The 22643-nt window shown below is 43.5% G+C and carries 24 protein-coding genes; 22 read left to right on the top strand and 2 right to left on the bottom strand.

All coding sequences use genetic code 11. The features are described 5' to 3' along the window. Position 1 precedes the first annotated feature (1 nt). Both SPICA_RS09370 and SPICA_RS09365 read right to left on the bottom strand, forming a co-directional pair. Positions 2-1411, bottom strand: coding sequence for a LysM peptidoglycan-binding domain-containing protein (locus SPICA_RS09370; protein WP_013969270.1), 1410 nt, complete (start codon positions 1409-1411; stop codon positions 2-4). Next, complete coding sequence (locus SPICA_RS09365; RefSeq protein WP_156789656.1) at positions 1411-2466, bottom strand: tetratricopeptide repeat protein; 1056 nt, start codon at positions 2464-2466, stop codon at positions 1411-1413. Before SPICA_RS09365 ends, SPICA_RS09370 begins: the two co-directional genes overlap by 1 nt. A 69-nt stretch (positions 2467-2535) precedes the next feature. Between SPICA_RS09365 and SPICA_RS09360 the strand changes: the two genes are divergently transcribed. The 22 genes from SPICA_RS09360 (at position 2536) to SPICA_RS09255 (ending at position 22639) form a co-directional block, all read left to right on the top strand. Continuing rightward, positions 2536-3090: a hypothetical protein gene (locus SPICA_RS09360; protein ID WP_013969268.1), complete on the top strand. Its 555-nt coding sequence runs from the start codon at positions 2536-2538 to the stop codon at positions 3088-3090. A 6-nt stretch (positions 3091-3096) separates the two neighbouring features. Then, positions 3097-4839: a tetratricopeptide repeat protein gene (locus tag SPICA_RS09355; RefSeq protein ID WP_013969267.1), complete on the top strand. Its 1743-nt coding sequence runs from the start codon at positions 3097-3099 to the stop codon at positions 4837-4839. 101 nt (positions 4840-4940) lie between these two features. Then, on the top strand, positions 4941-5516 hold the full coding sequence (gene rbr / locus SPICA_RS09350) for a rubrerythrin (protein ID WP_013969266.1): 576 nt from the start codon (positions 4941-4943) through the stop codon (positions 5514-5516). Between the two features lie 9 nt (positions 5517-5525). Continuing rightward, on the top strand, positions 5526-5900 hold the full coding sequence (locus tag SPICA_RS09345) for a desulfoferrodoxin (protein ID WP_013969265.1): 375 nt from the start codon (positions 5526-5528) through the stop codon (positions 5898-5900). A gap of 21 nt (positions 5901-5921) precedes the next feature. After that, positions 5922-6083, top strand: coding sequence for a rubredoxin (gene rd / locus SPICA_RS09340; protein WP_013969264.1), 162 nt, complete (start codon positions 5922-5924; stop codon positions 6081-6083). 98 nt (positions 6084-6181) lie between these two features. Further along, positions 6182-6472, top strand: a complete 291-nt coding sequence (locus tag SPICA_RS09335) for a hypothetical protein (RefSeq protein ID WP_013969263.1) — start codon at positions 6182-6184, stop codon at positions 6470-6472. 113 nt (positions 6473-6585) lie between these two features. After that, on the top strand, positions 6586-6954 hold the full coding sequence (gene yajC / locus SPICA_RS09330; protein ID WP_013969262.1) for a preprotein translocase subunit YajC: 369 nt from the start codon (positions 6586-6588) through the stop codon (positions 6952-6954). A 34-nt stretch (positions 6955-6988) separates the two neighbouring features. Then, a complete protein-coding gene (secD, locus tag SPICA_RS09325) occupies positions 6989-8710 on the top strand; it encodes a protein translocase subunit SecD (protein ID WP_013969261.1) in 1722 nt (573 codons plus the stop codon). Continuing rightward, positions 8711-9946: a protein translocase subunit SecF gene (secF, locus tag SPICA_RS09320; RefSeq protein WP_013969260.1), complete on the top strand. Its 1236-nt coding sequence runs from the start codon at positions 8711-8713 to the stop codon at positions 9944-9946. Positions 9947-10124: 178 nt separating this feature from the next. Beyond that, complete coding sequence (gene ispH, locus SPICA_RS09315) at positions 10125-10994, top strand: 4-hydroxy-3-methylbut-2-enyl diphosphate reductase (protein ID WP_013969259.1); 870 nt, start codon at positions 10125-10127, stop codon at positions 10992-10994. 126 nt (positions 10995-11120) lie between these two features. Further along, positions 11121-13781, top strand: coding sequence for a valine--tRNA ligase (locus SPICA_RS09310; protein ID WP_013969258.1), 2661 nt, complete (start codon positions 11121-11123; stop codon positions 13779-13781). A gap of 8 nt (positions 13782-13789) precedes the next feature. Then, positions 13790-14341 (top strand): hypothetical protein, encoded by a 552-nt coding sequence (locus tag SPICA_RS15455; protein WP_013969257.1) that lies wholly within the window; start codon positions 13790-13792, stop codon positions 14339-14341. Between the two features lie 117 nt (positions 14342-14458). Next, complete coding sequence (gene gap / locus SPICA_RS09300) at positions 14459-15529, top strand: type I glyceraldehyde-3-phosphate dehydrogenase (protein ID WP_013969256.1); 1071 nt, start codon at positions 14459-14461, stop codon at positions 15527-15529. Between the two features lie 129 nt (positions 15530-15658). Beyond that, positions 15659-16918: a phosphoglycerate kinase gene (locus tag SPICA_RS09295; protein WP_013969255.1), complete on the top strand. Its 1260-nt coding sequence runs from the start codon at positions 15659-15661 to the stop codon at positions 16916-16918. A gap of 19 nt (positions 16919-16937) precedes the next feature. Continuing rightward, positions 16938-17687 (top strand): triose-phosphate isomerase, encoded by a 750-nt coding sequence (gene tpiA, locus SPICA_RS09290; RefSeq protein ID WP_013969254.1) that lies wholly within the window; start codon positions 16938-16940, stop codon positions 17685-17687. Positions 17688-17752: 65 nt separating this feature from the next. Continuing rightward, positions 17753-18121 carry a preprotein translocase subunit SecG gene (secG, locus tag SPICA_RS09285; protein ID WP_013969253.1) on the top strand — a complete coding sequence of 123 codons (369 nt, stop codon included), beginning with the start codon at positions 17753-17755 and terminating at the stop codon, positions 18119-18121. Positions 18122-18136: 15 nt separating this feature from the next. Continuing rightward, complete coding sequence (locus tag SPICA_RS09280) at positions 18137-18610, top strand: PTS sugar transporter subunit IIA (protein ID WP_013969252.1); 474 nt, start codon at positions 18137-18139, stop codon at positions 18608-18610. An 11-nt stretch (positions 18611-18621) separates the two neighbouring features. Beyond that, positions 18622-18936, top strand: coding sequence for a hypothetical protein (locus SPICA_RS09275; RefSeq protein WP_013969251.1), 315 nt, complete (start codon positions 18622-18624; stop codon positions 18934-18936). Next, entirely contained in the window at positions 18933-19943 is a 1011-nt protein-coding gene (locus tag SPICA_RS09270) for a V0D/AC39 family V-type ATPase subunit (RefSeq protein ID WP_013969250.1), read from the top strand. The genes SPICA_RS09275 and SPICA_RS09270 overlap by 4 nt, the downstream gene beginning before the upstream one ends. Further along, positions 19940-21967 carry a V-type ATP synthase subunit I gene (locus tag SPICA_RS09265; RefSeq protein WP_013969249.1) on the top strand — a complete coding sequence of 676 codons (2028 nt, stop codon included), beginning with the start codon at positions 19940-19942 and terminating at the stop codon, positions 21965-21967. Before SPICA_RS09270 ends, SPICA_RS09265 begins: the two co-directional genes overlap by 4 nt. Then, positions 21964-22287: an ATP synthase subunit C gene (locus SPICA_RS09260; RefSeq protein ID WP_013969248.1), complete on the top strand. Its 324-nt coding sequence runs from the start codon at positions 21964-21966 to the stop codon at positions 22285-22287. The genes SPICA_RS09265 and SPICA_RS09260 overlap by 4 nt, the downstream gene beginning before the upstream one ends. A 10-nt stretch (positions 22288-22297) precedes the next feature. Then, the gene (locus SPICA_RS09255) at positions 22298-22639 is read left to right on the top strand and encodes a V-type ATP synthase subunit F (RefSeq protein ID WP_013969247.1); all 342 of its coding nucleotides are present in this window, start codon (positions 22298-22300) and stop codon (positions 22637-22639) included. Positions 22640-22643 lie beyond the last annotated feature (4 nt).

Raw genomic sequence — 22643 nt, 5'->3', positions numbered from 1 at the left:
ATCATTCACCACCATTTTCTATCTTTTTTATCGGCGTTTTAAGTAGATAACCTTCACGTAGTATTGAAGAAAGTGTTAATCCATTTACTGTGGCCAAGACTTCTGGGTCAACGTCATAGGCTAATGCGATAGACCAAAGGGTCTCGCCCTTTTTAACCACATGGGTCCCCTCAAAGGCTATTGATGAGGCTGGTAAAGCAGGTCGTTCATAGGGGCCTACATTTTTTATAGCAGGTATTTTAATTTTTGCCCCCAACTTTAGGTACCGGTCTTGGATACCTGGATTTGACAGTTTGATCTGTTCAACACTGACCCCATAGTGGCGTGAAAGGGCTGACAGGGTATCCCCTGAATGAATGGTGTGGTAATAAAATAAAATAAGATTTTCATTTTTATTACGCAGAAGCTTTTCTATTGGTTCCTTATACTCCGCAGGAACTTTAAGCAGATAATTTGGGTCCGAAGGGGTGATACCGAAGTATAGCTCTGGATTTAAGGCCTTTAAAATTCCTTGTTCAATACCTGCTTTTTCTTCGAGTAACTTTACATCAGCCATTCTCCCTACTGGTATTCGTTCAATCGGGGGTGCTTCGGTCCAATCTGGCTCTAGCCCATAGTTACTCGGATTGGCAAGTATAAAAGCTATAGCAAGGAATTTAGGAACATAGTGGATGGTTTCGTTCTTTAGATGTTTTTTTTCACAGAGAACCCAGTAATCTTTTACACCAGCCTTCTGCACCGCCCGTTGTACCGCACCAAGACCCGCGTTATAGGCTGCAAGAGCTAAGGGCCAATCCTTAAAATAACGGTAATTATCCTGTAATTTTTTTAATGCTCCCTGGGTTGATTTGAGAACATCCCTCCGGTCATCCCGCCATTCATCAATAACCATACCATATCCATGGATACTATTTTTCATGAACTGCCATAACCCTACAGCACCTGATCTGCTTACCGCGGTTGGAAGAAATGCACTTTCTATCACCGGAAGATAGGCTAATTCAAGGGGCAAGTTCATTTCTTCCACCTCTTTGCGGATTAAAGGTAAATAAACCTTCCCCCGGTTCATAACAGCCTTAAGCCATTGAAGCCCAGCGGGGCTTGTATACTGTTTAATGTACTGTTGGGTAAGGAGTGCATTAAGTCCTGGAATAGATAATTCTACACCCTGCATGCCATGCCAATTTAGGGGTAGCTTATTCATTGAAACGGCGGATAATCCATTCTGGACGTATTCGGTATCGATTTTAATTCTTATAGCTGCACCGTTACTACGTACTATTTCGGTGGCAGGACTGTATTGTTCACTTTGTAGTGGATTATGTTGATGAAGGGGTTGCATCTCTGAAGCAAAGATGGAAAAATTAAGTATAATAAGAATGTTACCTACGATAATGGTTGTATATCGCATTAGAATTTTTCCCCATAATAGACCCCAGCCCATTCCCATCGTCCGTGAATTTCAGGATCGGCGGGGAAATAAATTTTTCTAAAATAAAGATACCAGGTTGTAATCCGCTGGGTCCATCCCCAGGTTTTGAGATAGGCTTCGTTGGCATTAGAACTTGCATCGACCGTATCGGCATAGCGTATCCTATTTCCCGCCATAAAATCTGACAGGTTAAATTCATCCATCCCTACAGGCTGATTCGCATCCTGTCCCCAGGATACTGCAAAAAAATTGACCTTAGCCCGGAGTCTTCTCAGTTCGCGGCTGCTACCTGAATCGAGGGCTTTTTTCACTGCACTGACCAGACTATCGAGAGATTCGAAGGTCCAATCTTTCGGTGAGTTATAATAATCTACCAATTTCATGGCATATCCCAGTGCATCGGGAAAACCCGGAATAGATGAGCTGTAATAGGGCAAAAACTTTGAATAGGTTTGAATAGCCATATCCCATTCACCGGTTTTTTCATAGGCCTGGGCCAGCATGAAATGAGCATTGCCTAAATCGATTTTTTCTGGGAATCTGGCAATAAGTTCCTTATAATATCGGATCTGGTGCTCCGGTTTTTTTTCAAGTTGTATAAGTTGTTTAAGGCATTGAAAATGGATTGATTCTCCCTTCACTAATAAGTCGGGATATTTAGTGAGGATACGGTTAAAATAGATCGCCGCTATGGGGCCTGCATCTTGCTTCATATACGCATAGGCAACCATCAAGAGGAGATAACCGTTAAAGGGATCCTTGGGATGTGAAGTTACCCAATCAGTAAGAAAATTGGTGAGTCTAGCATATTCTTGTTGGTTTAAAAGTTCATTTGCAATTTCTCTTACAATAGAGAACTGTTCTTCCCCTGGATCCATTTCGCGGTTAAGAAGCCGAAATAGTTCTTTTAATGTTTCCTGCTTTTCCTTACTACCTGTAATATAATATGAATACTGGTTAGTTGTAAGCTCACAAGAGAGTATTGTAGATAGGAAAAATATAAGAGCTAATAAATGAAAATGCTTAGGACTCATGGATTTTTTGATACTATCATAGCCACTTCCCATTGGCAAGGTTAAAGAAGAATCATTATAATACTTACAATGAACACTAAAGAAATGCAAAAGCTTGCTGGTCGTCTTTCATTTTTCATCGGCTTTTCACTTATGATTTTTGGATTGGTGCTTTTTATTGCCAGCCTTTCCGATGTCGCAAAAGTCGCAACCATTCCTGCTACCATTTTTTTACTTATCGGCGTTTTATTTGCTCTTTTTGCATTTAAATTGGATCATAGACTGCAATATATGTTTTTAGCTGCTTTTTTTATACAGGTTGGTCTTTTTTTATTGTTAACGATCCTGCATACTATACCATATCCATTTGCTAAGGTATGGCCTGCAATATCTATTTTTGCTGGAACCGCGCTCATACCTGCTGCTCGTTTCCGGACCAATCAAAGCCTTGCACGGTTTATTGTACCAGCGGTTGCATTTATTATCTTAGGTATTGTTTTATTGGTTTTTTCTTTGGATCTTGTAGCTTTCTCCTTTAAAAAGTTTATATTAACAGCATGGCCCCTTATTCTTCTATTTGCAGGTATATTATTGCTTCTTTTGTTTTTGTATCCTAAGCAGGATGACCAGGATAATAGTCATTAGTCGATCATGATTATCACCGGTGCTCTGCAGGAGCGGTACTTTTTTTTTATTGCATTGCTTCTCAGTTGTTCGTTACTTACTTGTAAAAGTGCTCCTGTACGTACAATTGATGAAACACCTATTGAACGGAAAAGTGAAAAAAGTGAAGAAAAACCTCTTAGTCTCGCGGATGAAATTCGTGGTCTCATAGAGTTAGGAACACCACCTTCGTTGCAACGGGCCCTCGATTTGCTTCGAAACAGGGATGTTGCTGATACTGAGCTCGGAAGGACTCTTTCTTCTGTCGCTCTAGCTTTCTATAAATCTGTATATCCTGCTCTTGTGATTGAATTACCTCAAATTGACGCCCCTGTTACTAGTGTATATATTAGAATTATCAAGGAAGCTGAAAAAGGAATGTATACACCTGCTCCTGCTAGTTCGGAAGATTTTTTTGAACTATTGCTTCCTTTTATTGCCTTGCTTAACGAAAAAAGAACTGAACGTTTAGCTGCAGCAATTCCAGATCTCGATAGGGCTATGGCAATAAATAGTAAGTCTATCCTTCCTTATTATTTTAAGGGAATAGTTTTAGAACGAACTGGCCAAAGGGAGCAAGCCTTTTCTTTATATTCTAAAGCCTATGAACTTTCAGCAGATTGCTATCCTGCGGCTCTGGCTCTGGCTCGTTTATTATCAGTAAAGCAACAAAATGTTGACGCTATTAATTTATTAACAGAACTACTATCACGATATCCCGAGAATTGGGCTATTAAAAGGGATTTGGCCATGCTGTATTATCAAACAGAAAATTGGTCCAGAGCTGAACCTGCATTAGCAGAATTATTACAAAAAGATCCAAAAGATAAGGATGTATTGCTTATGAGGGCTAAGGTTTTAATAGAACAAAAAAAATACCTTCAGGCAGCTCCTCTTTTAGATGCCTATGGTATGATGGATAATTCAAATGCGACCTATCTTTACTTACGAGCTCGAATTCAAGCAGAAGGTTTTCGGAATCGTGATGCGGCTCTTATCTTTTTAAGGTCTATTTTGCGAAATTCTCCATCCGATATGGACGCAACAATATATTTGGCACGGCTCCTCATAGAATCTGAACGTGAAGTGGAACAAAAAGAGGGTATAGGAATGTTGGAACTCTTACTCCGGGATATAAAAACTAATACTCATGAAATTCAAAATTCAGTTATATCAACAAATATATTAGAACTGGCGGTTATTGTGGCTATACGACAGCAAAACTGGGCACAGGCCCAAGTATATAATAACCAACTCATAGACAACCGACGCTCAACCACGGATTTAGCAAATGCAGTGCTCATTCAACAGGGTTTAAAAAAATATGATCAGGCATTACTTTTCGCCAGGGAACTCTATGATCGAGATCCTGTTAACGAACAGAATACCCTGACCTATGTACTCGCTCTTATCAATGCGGGTAAAAAAGAGGATGCTAGGCTTATCATTGACGCAAAAATTACAAGTGTAAGTTCCAGCACGCTTAAAAGCAGTTATTATTACCTGAGAAGTAAACTGAAAACCGATGAAGAATCGATTTTAAATGATCTTCGTTCAAGCCTCTTTGAAGATCCACGCAACCTTGATGCGCTCATCGCGATGCTTGAAGTATATCATCGCCGAAAGGACGAACGACGGGCCGTCTACTATCTTAAGCAGGCTCTTTCGTTGTCACCGGATAATCCAATCTTACAACCCTATAAAAAAATCTATCAGAATCAATTAAATTAAGAATTATTCTTAAAAAATATACAAAACTACTTGCTTTTATTACTGTTTGATATCAAAATATAGAGGAACTTCTCATCAACATCAAATACAAGGAGTGAACTATGGCAAGCCTAAAAGGAACCAGGACAGAAAAAAATCTGCTTACCGCCTTCGCCGGTGAATCACAGGCCCGGAACAGATACACCTACTTTGCCAGCAAGGCTAAAGAAGAGGGCTTTATACAGATTTCTTTAATATTCAGTGAAACCGCTGATCAGGAAAAGGAACATGCAAAACGGCTTTTTAAGTTTCTTGAAGGCGGCGAGGTTAAAATCGAAGCCTCTTTCCCCGCTGGCGTCATTGGAACGACCGCAGAGAATCTACTTGAAGCCGCCGGTGGTGAAAACTATGAATGGCAGACCATGTATCCCGAATTTGCAAAAATTGCCCGGGAGGAAGGATTTAGCGCTATTGCGACCGTATTCGAGTCGATTGCAGTAGCTGAAAAACAGCATGCAAAACGATATGAAAAGCTTAAGGCTAATATCGATGCCGGACAGGTCTTCAAGAAAGATAAGCCGGTTGTGTGGCGCTGTCTGAACTGTGGGTATCTCTATGAAGGTACCGAAGCACCCAAAGCCTGCCCTGCCTGTGCCCATCCCCAGGCATATTTTGAGCTGCTTGGCGAAAATTATTAGGAGGAATCAATGACCCAAATTGCACAGATCTATAAGTGTGAACTCTGTGGTAATATTGTGGAAGTGATCCATGCCGGAGAAGGTGAGTTGGTGTGCTGCGGCAAACCAATGAAGCTTCTGACTGAGAATACAACCGATGCGGCAAAGGAAAAACATGTACCGGTTATCGAAAAAACTGCGACTGGTTACAAGGTTTCGGTTGGCTCCGTTCCCCATCCAATGGAAGAAAAACACTATATTGAATGGATAGAGCTTTTAGCCGATGGAGTATCCCATCGCAAATTCCTAAAGCCCGGTGACGCCCCGGTTGCTGAGTTTACCCTATCCGCCAGGATTGTTTCTGCCCGGGAATATTGCAATTTACATGGCCTTTGGAAGGCATAATAGATTGTTAAGGAGTACACCATGAAGAAGTATGTTTGTGATGTATGCGGGTATATTTATGATCCCGCAGAAGGTGACAAGGATGGGGGCATACAGCCAGGCACACCCTTTGAATCTCTGCCCGCCGATTGGGTTTGTCCTATGTGCGGTGCCTCCAAGGATGACTTTTCACCGGTAGATTGATAGCGCCAATATTGACAAAGACGAGTCTCAGAAACTAGGCTATGGACTACTTCATAAACAATGTTGTATGAAGTAGTCTTTTTTTTATTGGAGGCAGTATGCTATCCCGCGCAGATTTTATTTTTACCATTGGTTATGACGGCCCTGCGGCTGTGGTGGACGGGCAGGCTAAGCGAAAATATGGTACACTCAGCACCAAAGAACTGGCAGAACGTGGACTTTTCAGAGCTGCCTATAGTTCTGCTATATATTCTAAGGATCCGGTTGAACTAGATTATGTAATAGAGGCATATAATAAGGCTGCACATACTCATTATGATAGGTCCTTTCCCTTCGATCGCCTTTTTGGAGTATTTCCTGTAGAAGTGAATAAGGCTATTGTTTTATAAAGCCTCTCTAAAATTCAGAAGTTATGAAAGCTATGATAGGAAAAATTGTGCCTTGACCGAGCCGGGTGCCTATGGTATTTTACGGAGAAGTCTCTTATTAAGGAAGTTACCCTATGAATACATTTGTATTGCCGCTCCTCATGGGAGCCCCTGATCAGGCTGCAGGTGCAGGTACCACCGCATCCCTTATCTCAACCTTTGTACCTTTCGGCCTTGTTATCCTTATTTTTTACTTTCTGATTATTCGACCTCAGAATAAGAAGCAGAAGGAAACCGAAAAAATGCTGGCAGCTCTTAAAAAGGGCGATAAGGTGGTTACCATTGGTGGAATCCATGGGGTGATCCAGTCAGTAAAAGAGGGTACAGTTGTCGTTAAGGTTGATGATTCTACTAAGATTGAATTCTCACGAAGCGCCATCGCTTCAGTTGTAGAAAGCGCAAAAGCAGAAAAAACAGAAGTAGTCACTGAGGAAACTAAATAACTTATATATTTCTATAGAACATTGGAGCAACGGCATGAGTAAACGGTATCGGTTCTTCATCATCCTTGCCACGGTCGCGATTGCATTTGCATTCCTTTATCCGACCCTGCGCTGGTATTTTATGGTGCCTAAGGAGGATCAAACCCTCGCATTAGGTTCCCGAGAACAGATTAAGTCCTATGCAAACAGAAAGGCACAGGCAGATATTAAGGAATTAAAGGAATTAGCGAAAAATGGTGGATATGTCCCCGATGGGCTTAGTTTTTTAATTAAAATTGCAAAGGAAAATTACAAATTAGCAAAACGTCCTGCGCCACAAAAATGGGATGCCCGGGCTGTATTATCCGCCTTTGCAGGCGAGAAGGAAGCCCTCGATGCAATCGAATCAAAGTACCGGGAAGAAATCCTAGCCCTTAAGGACCTGCATCAGAGTGCTGTTCAGCTTGGACTTGACCTATCTGGCGGTATGAGTGTGGTAATCCAGGCAAATCTGGACTCCTTAAAAGAACGCCTTGGCAGGGATTTAACCGATGCTGACAAGGAAGATGCAATGAACCGGGCCCTCGAAGTTCTTAACAGCCGTATCGATAAATTCGGTCTTACCGAACCGGTTATTCGACGTCAGGGTAATGACCAGATTTATGTAGAAATCCCTGGTGCTGCCGATCCTGAACGGATTAATTCCATCATTATGGGTAAAGGCCGCCTTGCGTTCCATATTGTTGATGATGAAGCAACCACAGCATTTAGGTCCTATTATCGGGAACATCCCAGTGATACCTTTGATGGTGAAGGGAACCTGCTCAACCCTTCTGTAATTCCTGCTGATACGGTTGTGCGCGGCTTCTATAACAAAGATAAATATGGCCTCGATACCTTTGTAGACTATATTGTAATTAAGAAAGAAGTTGGTCTTGATGGGAATCATATTAAAAATGCGCTCGTCGACCGTGATCAGATCACTGGCCGACCAGAGGTTACCTTTCTGCTCGATAGTGAAGGTGGTGAGCTCTTTTACAAATTAACCTCAGCCAATGTCAATAAATCCCTTGCAATCGTTCTCGACGATAAGGTAAAGAGCTATGCCAGGATCCAAGAACCTATTCGTGATTCAGTACGGCTTACTGGTTTTGGTGCTGATGAAGCCAATAATATCGCACTCATTCTTCGAACGGCCGCGTTACCGATTGATCTGGAAGTAGTGAATCAGCAGGCCATTGGAGCTTCCCTTGGTGAAGATACCATACGGCAGGGTCTTAATGCTCTCTTAGGCGGTATCGCAGCGGTTATGGTATTTATGCTCCTGTATTACAAAGGTGCTGGTATTAATGCCATGATCGCCCAGATTTTGAATCTCTTCCTTATGTTCAGTATCCTTTCTGCCTTTAATCTGACCCTGACGCTCCCAAGTATTGCTGGGTTTATTTTGACGATCGGTATGGCAGTCGATGCGAATGTTATTGTGTTTGAGCGTATTAAGGAAGAGCTTCGGCTTGGAAAAAGCAGGAAAGCTGCTATTGATGCAGGTTTTGACAAGGCCTTCTGGGCAATTATGGACTCTAACATCACTACCTTTATTGCAGCCCTCTTCCTGTCTCAGCTGGGTACCGGTCCTATACAGGGCTTTGCGGTCAGCCTAGCAATCGGCGTTATTTCATCCGTATTTACAGCCCTTTTTGTATCGCGGCTTATCTTTGATTTCGGTACCGATATCCTGAATCAGAAGTCGGTCTCCATCAGCTGGAGGATTAAATAGATGAAACAAATACTCAAATTTTCCAGGTTTTTTCTACCCGCTGTCATACTTTCTCTTGTCCTGATTATTTCAGGAATTGTGGGATATGTAGTATATGGCGGTTTTAACTTGGGTGTAGATTTCCAGGCAGGTCTGATTCAAGAAATTCAGTTTGCTCCTACTGCAATCAAGTTGACCTATACTGGCAAGGGAGTTGCAGGTATTTCCATGGATAAGAATAAGCTGGAGATCATTATTTCCGGCTCTGATGTTGAGAAGAGAACCTACACCTACACCTATGCTTCCTATCCGACTCTTGGCTCCATGATTGATGCCATGAGCGGTATCGAGGGTTTAGCAGTAGAGGTTGTTGCCTCCCGTGATGTCGCAACCAATACACTGGTGCAGAGTGCACAGGGTAATCCCCGGCTCGGTTCAGTTCCCTATGGGATCCATTATATAACATCTGACGTTGGCCTGATTCACATTGCAGAGGTAAGGAAAGCTCTCGCCTCGCTCGGTAATGTTTCTGTCCAGAATCTTGGTCAGCCAAAGGAAAGAAAATTCCTTATCCGTGTAGAAGATAAGGGCACCGAACAAGAATTTGCAAAGCATACTGCAGAACAGATCAGTTCAGCATTAACCAACGCCTTTGGTGAAGGCCAGGTTGCCATATCCCGCACCGACTATGTTGGAGCCCGGTTTTCCAAACATTTAACCGAACAGGCTGGGTTATTGCTGTTTCTGACCATGCTTTTAATTCTTGTGTATGTTTCTTTCCGGTTTAAGTTCCATTATGCTGCGGGTGCAGTGCTGGCAATACTACACGATGGTCTCATAATGGTTGCGTTTATTGTATGGCTCCGTATGGAATTTAATACAACCACCATTGCCGCAATTCTGACTATCCTGGGTTACTCTATCAATGATACCATCGTTATATTTGATCGTATCCGAGAAACACTAAAACTTAATCCGGATAGCAGTTTTGAGGATAACCTGAACAGGGCCATCACGGAAACACTTTCCCGTACCTTCATTACTACTATTACCACCATGTTCGCAGTGCTTTCTTTATTCCTCTTTACAACTGGTGCAATGAGAGATTTTGCATTAGCCCTGCTTATTGGTATGACCAGTGGTGTATATTCTACTATCTTTATTGCCTCGGCCTTTGTTCTATTCTGGGAAAAGAAGGTAAAAAAGGACACTATAAAAGCTGCAGTAACAGCAAGTGCAGGTCTTAAAAAGGCTTAATAGAGCTTTTGGTTTATAAGAGCCTTCAAAAATTGTAAGATTTTTCGATGGGCTAATAAATATTGATGAATAAGGGCTGTCTGAAAAGTTTTACACCTTTTTAGAGAGCCCATTTTGTTTTTAGGGAACCTCTAATAACTCAGTTAGTAATTAGGAGTCCTCAATTATAGGTGTTTGTATGGTTGTAAAAAGAGCAGTGGTCTGTGGATATTGTATGGGAGTTGAACGGGCCATTAAAAAGACCTATCAGGAATTAGAAGCCCATCCTGAACGGAAAATCCTTACCCTCGGCCCCTTAATTCATAACCCCATCACCCTTGGACAATTACAAGAAAAGGGAATATCGATTATTCATAACCATGAAGAAATTACTGACCCTGTACAAACTACCGTGATTATTCGCGCCCATGGAGTACCCCCTGAGGTTGCACAAAATATTATTAATACCGGGGCAAAACTGGTAGATGCCACCTGCCCTAAGGTGCATATAAGCCAGAAAAAAGCGGCTCAATTTGCACAGGCTGGTTACCAGGTCCTTATTGTGGGCGAACCGGAACATAGTGAGATCATTGGTATTCTCGGATATGCGCCCCATGCTATCGTAATAAAGAATCTTGAAGAAGCCCTGCAGGTTGCTCAAAGAATTAAACAACATCAAGGTGAGTATGTAAAAATAGTGCTCATGGCCCAAACAACCTTTTCAGAAATAACCTTTGAAAAGATAGTAAATACTCTTAAAGAGCTATTTCCTGATCTTATCGTAGAACATACTATTTGTAATGCCACCAGGGAACGGCAGGAAGCTCTCTATAATCTTTGCAAGGAAGTCGATGCATTATTAGTCATCGGCGGTAAAGAATCTGCGAACACCCAGAGGCTAAAGAGTATCGCAGAGGAGCAGGGCGTTCCCGTTTGGCTTATAGAAGATGAACACAAAATCCCTGAACAGATTTATGAGTTTCCTACAGTTGGCATAACCGCCGGAGCATCTACACCAAAGGAAATAATAGATCGAGTTGAATCAATACTCAAGACCGTATCACCTTAAGAGGGCCTTGTAATACCTGGTTATAGTAGTGTATGTCGTTCACCTTAATTGTATCAGTGATGTTGCATATATTGCTTGCTTTTATTACTATATCACAAGCGTAAGTCTGTACTTAAGGAGTCGGCCATGAAAGCCGTAGAACTGGAAAAAGCCTATAATCCAAAAAACTTCGAAGATCGTATATATGCCCAGTGGAAAGAATCGGGCAGTTTTCAACCTAAACCTGTAAAAGGGAAAAAGCCCTTTGTCGTTGTCATCCCTCCCCCTAATGTAACCGGTGTTCTTCATATGGGCCACGGTCTTAATAATTCACTTCAGGATATCATTGTTCGTTTCCATCGTATGAAGGGGGATCCGACCCTCTGGGTCCCTGGTACGGACCATGCGGGTATTGCTACCCAAAATGTGGTAGAAAAACGTCTGAAAAAAGAGGGGAAAACCCGGCATGATCTGGGCCGTGAAAAGTTTGTAGAAGAAACCTGGAAGGTTAAAAAGGAACACCATGAAATAATCAGCCGTCAGCTGGCTAAAATTGGAGCCAGTGTAGACTGGTCCCGGGAACGCTTTACCCTGGATGAAGGGCTGTCCCGGGCGGTTCGGGAAGTCTTTGTAACCCTCTATGAACGGGGCCTCCTCTATAAGGGAAACTACCTCGTAAACTGGTGCCCCTCCTGCGGAACCGCCCTGTCTGACGATGAAGTAGAACACGAAGACCTGGAAGGGGCCCTCTATCATATCCGGTATCCAGTGGCGGGCTCTCAGGGTAAAGCATATGTGGAGCTTGCTACCACCCGGCCTGAAACTCTGCTCGGCGATACGGCGGTGGCGGTGCATCCCGAGGACAGCCGCTATACGCACCTGGTAGGGAAAATGGTGGAGCTCCCCCTCACGGGACGTACCATCCCTGTGGTAGCCGATACATACGTAGACAAGGAATTTGGTACCGGGGTAGTAAAAATTACCCCCGCCCATGACCCCAATGACTGGGAAGTGGCTAAACGTCACAACCTGCCCCTCATCAATATACTCACTCCCGATGGAAAACTGAATGATCAGGTTCCGGCAAAATATCAGGGTAAAACAGTGAAAGAAGCCCGAACCCTTGTCTTGGAAGACCTGAAATCCGCAGGGCTCTTTGTAAGGGAAGAAAAAATAAGCCATGCTGTTGGCCACTGTTACCGTTGCCATACGGTTATTGAACCCTATCTTTCGGAGCAATGGTTTGTAAAGATGAAGCCCCTGGCGGAAAAAGCGCTGGCCGCATGGAAACGGGGTGAAATTCAATTTTTCCCACAGAAATGGGAACATACCTATGAACACTGGCTTAACAATATCCGAGACTGGTGTATCAGCCGCCAGCTTTGGTGGGGACACCGGATTCCTGCATGGTACTGCAGGCACTGCGGCAAGACCGTGGTTGCCCGGGAAGAACCCCTCGAGTGTCCCTACTGTAAATCCACCGAACTTGAGCAGGATCCGGATGTACTGGATACCTGGTTTTCCAGCTGGCTCTGGCCCTTCAGCACCCTGGGGTGGCCAAAGGACACCGCAGACTTGCGGAACTATTATCCTACCACAACCCTAGTGACCGCCTATGATATCATCTTCTTCTGGGTTGCCCGGATGATTATGGCGGGGCTTGAGTTTACCGGTCAGGTGCCCTTCCGGGATATCTATATCCATGGCCTTGTACGGGATAAGCAGGGGCGTAAAATGTCTAAGAGCCTTGGTAACGGCCTGGATCCTCTGGAGCTGGTGGATGAATTTGGAGCTGATGCTCTTAAATATACCCTGGCCTTTAACTGTGCCCAGGGCCAGGATATCCTTATTGATAAGGAATCCTTTAAGCTGGGTTCCAAATTTGCAAACAAGGTATGGAATGCCAGTCGTTATATTTTGATGAACCTGGAAGGCCGAAATCTAGTTCCAAATCCCAAACTCAATACCGTAGACCGCTGGATTTATGCACGGCTTAATCGGGCCGTTGAATCGATGTCTACAGCTTTTACAACCTATCGGTTCAACGATGCGGCTCAGACAGCCTATGAATATTTCTGGAACGACTTCTGCGACTGGTATGTGGAGGCGACGAAGATTTCTCTGAAACAGGGTGATGAAACTGAAAAGGATAGGGCTACCACGGTCCTCCTTGATGTGCTTGCTGAATCACTACGTCTGCTCCATCCGCTCCTGCCTTTTGTAACTGAAGAAATATATAGTAAACTTCCAAATGTTTCTGGGCTTCTTATTACAGCACCTTATCCAGAGTATTCAGAGACAAGACGGGCTGACGACATAGAAGCACAATTTGCAAGCCTTCAGGACCTGATTCGGCAGGTACGGACCCTTCGCAGTGAATGTACTGTACCACCGGAAAAGAAAATTAAACTTTTAGTTCGCTTCGAAATAAATTTCCCTTACCGGGAAGCTTTTATTGATGCTCAAGCTCTTGTTGCCCTGCTTGCTAATGTGGAGCACATTGAGTTTGAAGGCCTCGGAAGTGCTGGGCAGACTACTAAACCGAAAGGGACCGTTGGGCTGGTTGGCAAAGGCTTTGAAACCTTTGTGTCTATTGCCGATGCGGTCGATCAGGCGCAGCTTTTGGTAAAGTTTACCAAGGATCTGGAGAAGGATATCAAATTCCGCTCGATGCTCGAGGCTAAGCTTACTAATGCAAACTTTGTGAGTAATGCCCCGGCGGAATTGGTTGCCCAGGAACGGGCTAAGCTCGAAGATGTACAGGAGCGGATTAAGAAGTTAGAGACCTATCTTCGAGATTTAGCATAGGCAATATCATGAACACCGATGAAATGCTCCGTTTAAAGGGAATGCATATTGCACCTTACATGCAGCTGGCCACCACCCTTATTGGTAAAAGCCGGGAAGGTGGGGGTAATATGTTTCGGCATCAGATTGATACGATGGCAACCCTTATCGATTATGGTTATATTGATTCGGTGCTTCTTAAGGCATCGGTAGTTCATGATTTAATTGAAGATGTACCCGATTTTAATAGGAACCTGCTGCTTTCTATCGATTATGACAGCCCTGCGGTGTATAATCTGGTTCTTGAGGTATCCCGCAGGATTGATGAAACCAAGGCGGCTTTTCTTATCAGAATAAAGAATCAGGGATCCCATAACGCCAAGGTTCTTAAAGTTGCCGATCGGATTTCCAATATGATATCCCTGGGTTTTGTTACCAATGCCGAATTTATCGCCCGTTATACCGACGAGACTGAGCGCTTCATTTTCCCAATTGCTGAAGAAGTCAATAAGGATATGCTCGATGAGCTCAAGTCCCTTGTGGTGAGCCGTAGGGCTTTTCTTAAGAGCTGTAATTTCTGATGATGCTTCAATTTTGTGCAATCCATTACATATAGTAGAAATTATTTCTGCCGGTTGACACTTTTTTTGTTTTTGCGTACTGTTTCATTATAAAATTACCGATTTGGAGGTATATGTATGAAGATAGCAATTAATGGTTTCGGTCGTATTGGCCGGCTGGTATTCCAGGCGATTGTTGACCAGGGAATGCTCGGAAAGGACAAGATTGATGTAGTGGCGGTGGTCGATGTGGCTACCGATGCTCGGTATTTTGCATATCAGCTTAAGTATGATTCCACCCAGGGTAAGATGAAGGCTAACATTTCTTCCAAGAAAAGTGATCCTTCCCTGGCTGAAGATGATATCCTTGTAGTCAATGGCCATGAAATTAAGTGTATTATGGCTGAAAAAGAGCTGAAGAACCTGCCCTGGGGCAAGCTCGGTGTTGAATATGTTATCGAATCCACCGGTCTTTTCTGCAACGAAAAAGCCTGGGGCCACCTGGAAGCTGGAGCTAAGAAGGTTATCATCTCTGCTCCCGCCAAGAGCGCTGATGAAACCAAGAAGATCCCCACCTTTGTAATGGGTGTTAACCATGAGAAGTATGATCCTTCCAAGCACGATGTGGTGTCCAACGCTTCCTGTACCACCAACTGTCTTGCTCCGATTGTACATGTTATCATGAAGGAAGGGATTGGTATAGAAAAGGGTCTTATGACCACCATCCACTCCTATACCGCTACCCAAAAGACCGTAGACGGCGTTTCCAAGAAGGACTGGCGGGGTGGCCGCGCTGCGGCAATCAATATCATCCCCTCTACAACTGGTGCTGCTAAAGCCGTTGGTGAAGTGCTTCCCGAAACCAAGGGTAAACTTACTGGTATGTCCTTCCGCGTACCCACCCCCACTGTTTCCGTGGTGGACCTCACCTTCACCGCTGCACGGGATACCTCTATCGAAGAAATTGACAGCCTGATGAAGAAGGCCTCCGAGACCTACCTCAAGGACATCCTTGGGTACTGCAATGAAGAAGTGGTATCCACCGACTTCATCCACGATTCCCGGTCTTCTATCTATGACAGCCTGGCTACCCTCCAGAACAACCTGCCCGGCGAAAAACGCTTCTTCAAGGTTGTATCCTGGTATGACAATGAATGGGGCTACTCAAACCGCGTTGTTGGTCTGCTCCGCCACATGGCAAAAATGTAAGATCTATACACCGGTTTGATTTTATATGCAAACCGGGACTAAATTGTTGCCCCAAAACCGTACGGCCTACGGTTTTGGGGTAGGCCCCGTCCATGTAGGCCGGGGCTTTTTTATTTTATGGAGGATACCATGATTAAGACAGTGCGTGATGTAAACCTTAAAGGTAAACGGGTTGTAATGCGGGTTGATTTTAATGTGCCCATGAAGGATGGCAAAGTACAGGATGATACCCGAATTGTTGCCGCAATTCCCACCATTAAGTATGTGTTGGACCAGGGGGCCAAAAGCCTTGTTCTCATGAGCCACCTGGGAGACCCTAAAAAGGATATGAAAAAAGCAAAGGAAAAGGCTGAAAAGGATGGTAAAACCTTTGATGAGGCCGCATATATTGCTGGTAAACATCGGATGGCTCCTGTTGCAGCATATCTTTCCCAGAAACTGGGTAAACCCGTCGTTTTCGCCGGTGAAGATAGCTGCTTCGGTAAAAAGGCCTTCATCGAATCTCAACCCGAGGGTTCCATCATTATGCTGGAAAATACCCGCTTCCACAAAGAAGAGACCAGCGAAGATGCTGCAGAACGGGATAAGCTGGCAAAGGAACTTGCAAGTTATGGCGAAGTGTTTGTAAACGATGCCTTCGGTACTGCCCATCGGGATCATGCATCCACCGCATCTATTGCGAAATTTGTGCCTGTTTCGGTTGGCGGCTTCCTCATGGAAAAGGAAGTCAATTACCTGGAACCCATTGTAACCAGTCCTGTAAAACCCCTGGTGGCTATCATTGGCGGTGCTAAGGTTTCTTCTAAGATTGCGGTTCTCGAAAGCCTTCTTAAAAATGCTTCCGCCCTCGTTATTGGCGGCGGTATGGCCTATACCTTCCTGAAAGCCCAGGGTCATACGGTCGGTTCCTCCCTAGTGGAAGACGATCAGCTTGATACGGCTAAGAGCATCCTTGCCGCTGCTCAAAAAGTAGGTGCTGAGATTGTGCTTCCTGTGGATCATGTCTGTGCAGATAAATTCGATGCCAATGCAACTCCTGTCGCTATAGACAGCATCGATGTCCCCGATGGCCTTATGGGTCTCGATGTAGGACCAAAAACCCTTGCTAAGTACAGAGAAGTTCTTGCTAAGGCAAAGACCATTGTCTGGAATGGTCCGGTTGGCGTTTTTGAGTTTGAAAATTTTGCCAAGGGAACTGGCGAAGTCGCAAAGATGGTCGCTGAAGCAACTGCCCGTGGTGCTACTACGGTGGTAGGTGGTGGTGATTCGGTCGCAGCGGTTAACAAATTTGGTCTAGCCGACAAGATGAGCCATGTATCCACCGGTGGTGGAGCTTCTCTTGAATTACTGGAAGGCAAGAAGCTACCAGGCATCGAAGTTTGCCGTTAATTTACTGTAGGAGATAGGGATGCGCAATTATTTTATTGCGGGTAACTGGAAAATGCATAAAACCCGTGCCGAAGCTGCCGAGCTTGCTCAAGCCCTGGTTGCCCAATTGAAAGATGGAAAACACAAATACCTGGTTGCTCCTAGCTTTACCGCTCTGGAGACTGTTGGAAAGATTGTTGCCGGTACCAATATCATGTTAGGTGCACAGAATATGGCCGCCGAAGAACAGGGTGCCCATACTGGAGAAGTATCTGTTCTCCAGCTGAAAGATCTGGGTGTTCAGGCTGTTATTCTTGGTCATAGTGAACGCCGTCACCTCTATAAAGAAGATGATGCACTGATCAACAAAAAGGTTCGTCTCGCTCTGAAACATGGCCTTGAAGTAATTCTCTGTATCGGCGAACTTCTGGAAGAGCGGGAAGCCGGTAAAGCTGAAGCGGTTTGTGAGACTCAGACCGTCAAAGGGCTCGAGGGTGTTACTACGGAAGAACTTAAACGGGTAACTATTGCCTATGAGCCTGTCTGGGCTATTGGTACCGGTAAAACCGCTACACCGGAAGATGCAGATGCAATCCATGCTTTCGTTCGTAAGGTTATCGGAAAGCTCTATGGTGAAGCCGCTGCTCAGTCTATCTGTATCCAGTATGGTGGTTCGGTAAAACCAGAAAATGCAGCCCAGCTCATGGCAAAGCCAAATATAGATGGGGCTCTGGTTGGAGGTGCCGCCCTTAAGGCTGAAACCTTCGTACCTATTGCAAAGTTTGCATAAAAACCCTTGAATAAACAACGGCCATTCGATAGAATGGCCGTTAGCTTTATTATGGAGTGATATCGATGGGTTTAATTAATGTATTATTACTTGTTTTATTTGTAATTGTTGCAATCTTATTAATACTTATTGTACTAGTTCAAAATGAAGAGGGGGATTCTCTTGGTGGTGTTTTTGCCGGTGGCAGCAATTCTGCCTTTGGTTCCCGTTCAGGGAATGTTTTAACCAAGACCACTTCTATCCTTGGGGCCTTGTTTCTGATCCTCAGTTTTTCTCTGGCTCTTATCAACCGAACTCCCAGTGATAAGGGTGTGAAGGCGGCTGCACAACAGCTTGAAACCACAGCAAATTCTGAATGGTGGAATGATCAGACTCAAACAACAGTTCCAGCTGGAACCGAGCCTGCATCTACGAATTCTTCGAGCGGTCAGTAAAACAAGGAGGCGGCGGTGCTTCTACATGAAACATTTCCCCCAGAATTAATTAAAGTAGGACTTGAAGCAGAAGATAAAGATGAAGCATTTGAAGAACTAGTAGATCTCTTTTGTCAGGTGACCAATTCTTCTGCCCGTGATGAAATCCTCGCCGCAATCCATGACCGTGAATCTAAGATGTCTACAGGGATAAAAAAGGGAATTGCCATACCCCATGGAAAGACCAATGCAGTTGATCGAGTGTACGGTGTTCTGGGTATTTCAAAAAAGGGCGTCGACTATGAAGCCCTCGATGGTGAACCAGTATATCTGCTATTTTTAATGCTGGCACCTCAAAAGGATTCTGAAAAGCACCTCAGATTACTGAAACGCCTCGCTGAATTGTTGGATAATCCTCAATTTTACACTGATTTGGTTGCCCAAAATTCATCCCAGAGTGCCCATGGGGTTATTAAAAAGTATGAGGATGTTTTAATTGCCTTAAGTTAAAGAAGGTTGTTATGATTGAACAGGATGTTCTACAGCATCTTTTAGATATAGAAAATGAAGCATCAACGCTAGTTCTGGAAGCTCAAAAAGAAGCAGATCGAAGAATTGCAGAACAGGAAAAGGTAAGTAGAGAAGAGTACGATAAAAATTATAAATCAAAGTCTTTAGAATATGAAAAGAGCTATGTGGATGCGGTAGCTCATGTAAAAAAGAAGTATCGAGACCTTTTACAGACCTATCAAAAGGAATTAGAAGACCAACCCGTACAGTATCAGGCTTTTAATGAATTGATACAACAACTACTGTTCGGGGGAAGATTGGAATGAAAACAACCGCCGAAAGGGCCTATATTTATGCAAAAGCCTGTGGTATCATAGGTTCATCTTTTGTCGGCCCCCGTGTACGGCGCTTGCAGGATATCAATCGCTTATCAGATCTGGACCGGTTGCTTTTCCCAGATACGTATGAAGAACTCCCGGAACGGGAATTATTGGTACGTATTGAACAAAAAATAATCGCAAGAACAATCCATCAGATCAACTCGTTAGTAAATACTCAGCAACATATACCTGAATTCATTACATTGTTAATCCGTAGCTATGAATATGCAGACCTAAAATTGCTTATCTCAGCGCTTCTAGATAAAGAATCTTCCCCCCCTTCTCATACTGATCTAGGCCGGTTTACTACGGTACGTTTTAATGCCTACCCAGAATTACAAGCTATGTTGTCAGGAACCGATTTTGAATGGATACTTGCTCAAGTACCGACTAATCAGTCTGAAAATATTCGATTACATGCTGAATTGGATAAACGATATTATTCAAAGTTGTGGGAAGCCTTACGACATACTGCTGACCCAAGTTTACACTATATTAAAGAGATTATTGCTGAAGAAATTCAACTTAAAAATGTGCTGTGGGCACTACGGTTAAAACATTATTATCAATTTGATACAGCGGACATTAAAGACTTTCTACTTACTATTTATGATGGTAAACGTTCTATGGTAAAAACAGCTTTATCCTCTATTGATAAGCCTGTTGATCAATATGCTTCCTGGTCTTCTTTTGAATATGCAGCTTTATTAAATCCTGAAGAGCCGGGAACTTTCTGGCATCTTGATATTCCTTATGTGCAACGGAAGGCTGCTTTATATCTTTATAAAAAAGCCCGTATCTTTTTTCGCAGAAGCCCCTTTTCATTAAATACAACCGCATGTTTTATTAAGCTGAAGCAATTCGAAGAAGATCTGCTCATAAGCCTTGCTGAAGGTATCTCTCTCGGATTATCTGGACGAGAGGTGCTTACCATGTTGGAGGTTCTGCCGTGATTCGTCCCCGGCCCATGAAATATGTTGAGATTTATGTATTATCCCGGGATGTAGATGTGGTTATAGAGTATCTGGGCAGGAAAGAAATTCTGCATCTTTCCTTGGATGATACAAATCAAAATGTAAAGTATCAGGATAATGCTGATACGCTAGATCAATCTGAAAAAATCAAAAAGCAGCTTGAAAAGCTTGAGGATTTAGCTGGGTATCTGGAACTATTTAAACAGATACAAGCAGCTTTTTCTGGAGAACTTGCCCAGTTGCCCAGTGATCGTGATGAACAGATTCTAGAATCATTGAGTGCACGCATAGATAGTCTTAGAATTAGAGAATCTGAAAAGACTCAACAGGTTAATACTCTGGAAGAAACCCTTCATGAAGCGAGGGCTTTTGCGAACCTAAAAGCTCCATTTTCCAATTTAGATCAGCTTTCTTATCTTACCCTCCGAATTGGACATCTAGATCCACAGGGTCAAGAAGCAATCAGCAAAGTCTTAGGTGATAGGGCTGTCATAATTCCACTAAATGATGGTAATAAGGTGGTTGTTGCTTCTTCACGAAAAGGTCGCTTTGCCTTGGATACGGAACTTAAAAAGGTCTCTTTCAGGCCCCTATCAATTCCAGAAGGATTTTCTGGTGTCCCAGAAGATCTTCTTGAAGGGCTGGAAACTTCTTTACAAAATAATAAACAAGAACTTGCATCGATTCTTGCAGAAAAAAATGCTGTTTCCGATGAATTATTACCTGTTTTGCAGCGACTTTATAACAATTTTACGCTGGCTTCTCTTGTTGAAACCCTGAAAAGTTCTCTACGGGCTTCAAAAAATGCTTATTTACTTGCCGGATGGGTGCCAGCATCAGAACTTAATTCCATGGTTCGGGATCTGACTGCGCTCACCGATGGGAGATTATCGGTACGAAGCTTTAGTCCAGAGGAACGAAAAAAGGTCCTCGATGGAGAAGAAAAAGTCCCCGTATCACTGGATCATGGAAATTTTGTCCAAGGATTCCAAGGTGTTGTTTTCTCTTATGGGGCTCCTCTGTATGGGACAATTGATCCTACCCCTTTTGTCGCATTCATTTTTACCCTTTTATTTGGTATTATGTTTGGGGATGTAGGGCAAGGATTTGTACTGTTTATGCTTGGGCTTGCGACAAGCCGGAAGGGTATACAAGCTCTTAAAAGGTTCAGAATTTACTCTACGCCACTCATCGCAGTAGGCATTTCATCCATGTTAATGGGTTTTTTAGATGGAGAAGTGTTTGCTAACGAGGAATTGCTTATCCGTCCAACAAGAATTATAACCAGTGTATTAACTGGGCATCCTGTAGACAGAATTTTAACCCTTATGCCAGAAAAGGGCAGTATGGAAAAACTTTTTATCTTTTTTGGTTTCACCATTGGAGTTGGGGTGCTTATCAACTCGATTGGCCTTGTCATCAATATAATTAACCAGATTACTTTAAAGAATTATGAAAAGGCTTTTTTTGCAAAGACAGGGCTAGCAGGAGCACTCTTCTTTTGGTATGCCATTTTTATGGCCGTGAGGGTCATTCTCGGACAGTCTTTACACTGCTTTGATGTAGTAGCTCTGGCGGTGCCACCGGTGTTCATTTTTTGGGGACCGGTTCTGTATCGATTGTTAACCCGTAAAAAACCTGTTATGGAACATGGGTTTATGGTATTTTTTATGGAAGGTTTTGTTGAAATTTTAGAAACCATATCTACCTACGTTTCCAATACAGTCAGTTTTTTACGGGTAGGGGCTTTTGCTTTGTCTCATGCGGTTCTTTCTTTTATTGTATTTACCCTTTCTTCAATGGTTGCAAAACAAGCTATCGTAGGGCCTGTAATGGGGATCCTCGTGGCTGTGTTTGGAAACCTCATTATTATTGTGCTTGAGGGAATGATCGTGGCTATCCAGGTCGTTCGATTACAATATTACGAATTTTTCAGCAAATTTTTTACTGAAACCGGTATCCGTTATAAGCCATTCCGGTTCCAGAGGGAGGTTGAACAATGAAACGTTTTATTTTAATTTCAATGTTGTTGCTGTCTACTGCCATGGGTAGCTTGATGTTTGCCCAGGAAGCGCAGCAGGAACCCACAAAAACCGCTGCAGCTACCGCAAATACAACTCAATGGAAGTATATTGCCGCAGCTCTTGCGGTGGGTATCGCTTGTATTGCTGGTGGTATTGCGGTAGGTCAAATCGGAGCGGCCGCTATGGGCGCTATGAGCGAAAATCCTGAGCTTTCCGGTAAAGCTTTGCCCTATGCTGGTTTGGCTGAGGGTATTTGTCTCTGGGGATTCCTGGTCGCCCTGTTTATTCTTCTGATATAGCTTACGGACTGTGGAATACTTTTTTATTGGGGATGCGGAGCTGCTCACTGCGTTTCGCTTTATTGGTATCGATGGGGCTGCAGTTATGTCCCCTTCTGAAGCTCTTACCGCCTTTCGCCGCTGTACCCGTGGAGAAGTGGCAGATGGGTCTGTTCTACTGCCACAGGAAGCGAGCTATAAAGTACTCATTCTTACCGAAGAAGTGGTTGTATGGTTAGGAAGTGATCTTATAGATTGGCAGTTATCGGGCAGATATCCTTTAGTGGTCGAAATTCCGGGAATTATAGGCCATATAGAAGGTAGAAAAACTTTGATAGATGCCATTCGAGAAGCCATCGGTATTCACATTTAGTTTG

Origin of the sequence: Gracilinema caldarium DSM 7334, from assembly GCF_000219725.1 — a bacterium.
Classification (GTDB): Bacteria; Spirochaetota; Spirochaetia; order Treponematales; family Breznakiellaceae; genus Gracilinema; species Gracilinema caldarium.
This window is presented reverse-complemented; position numbering and strand designations above follow the sequence as displayed.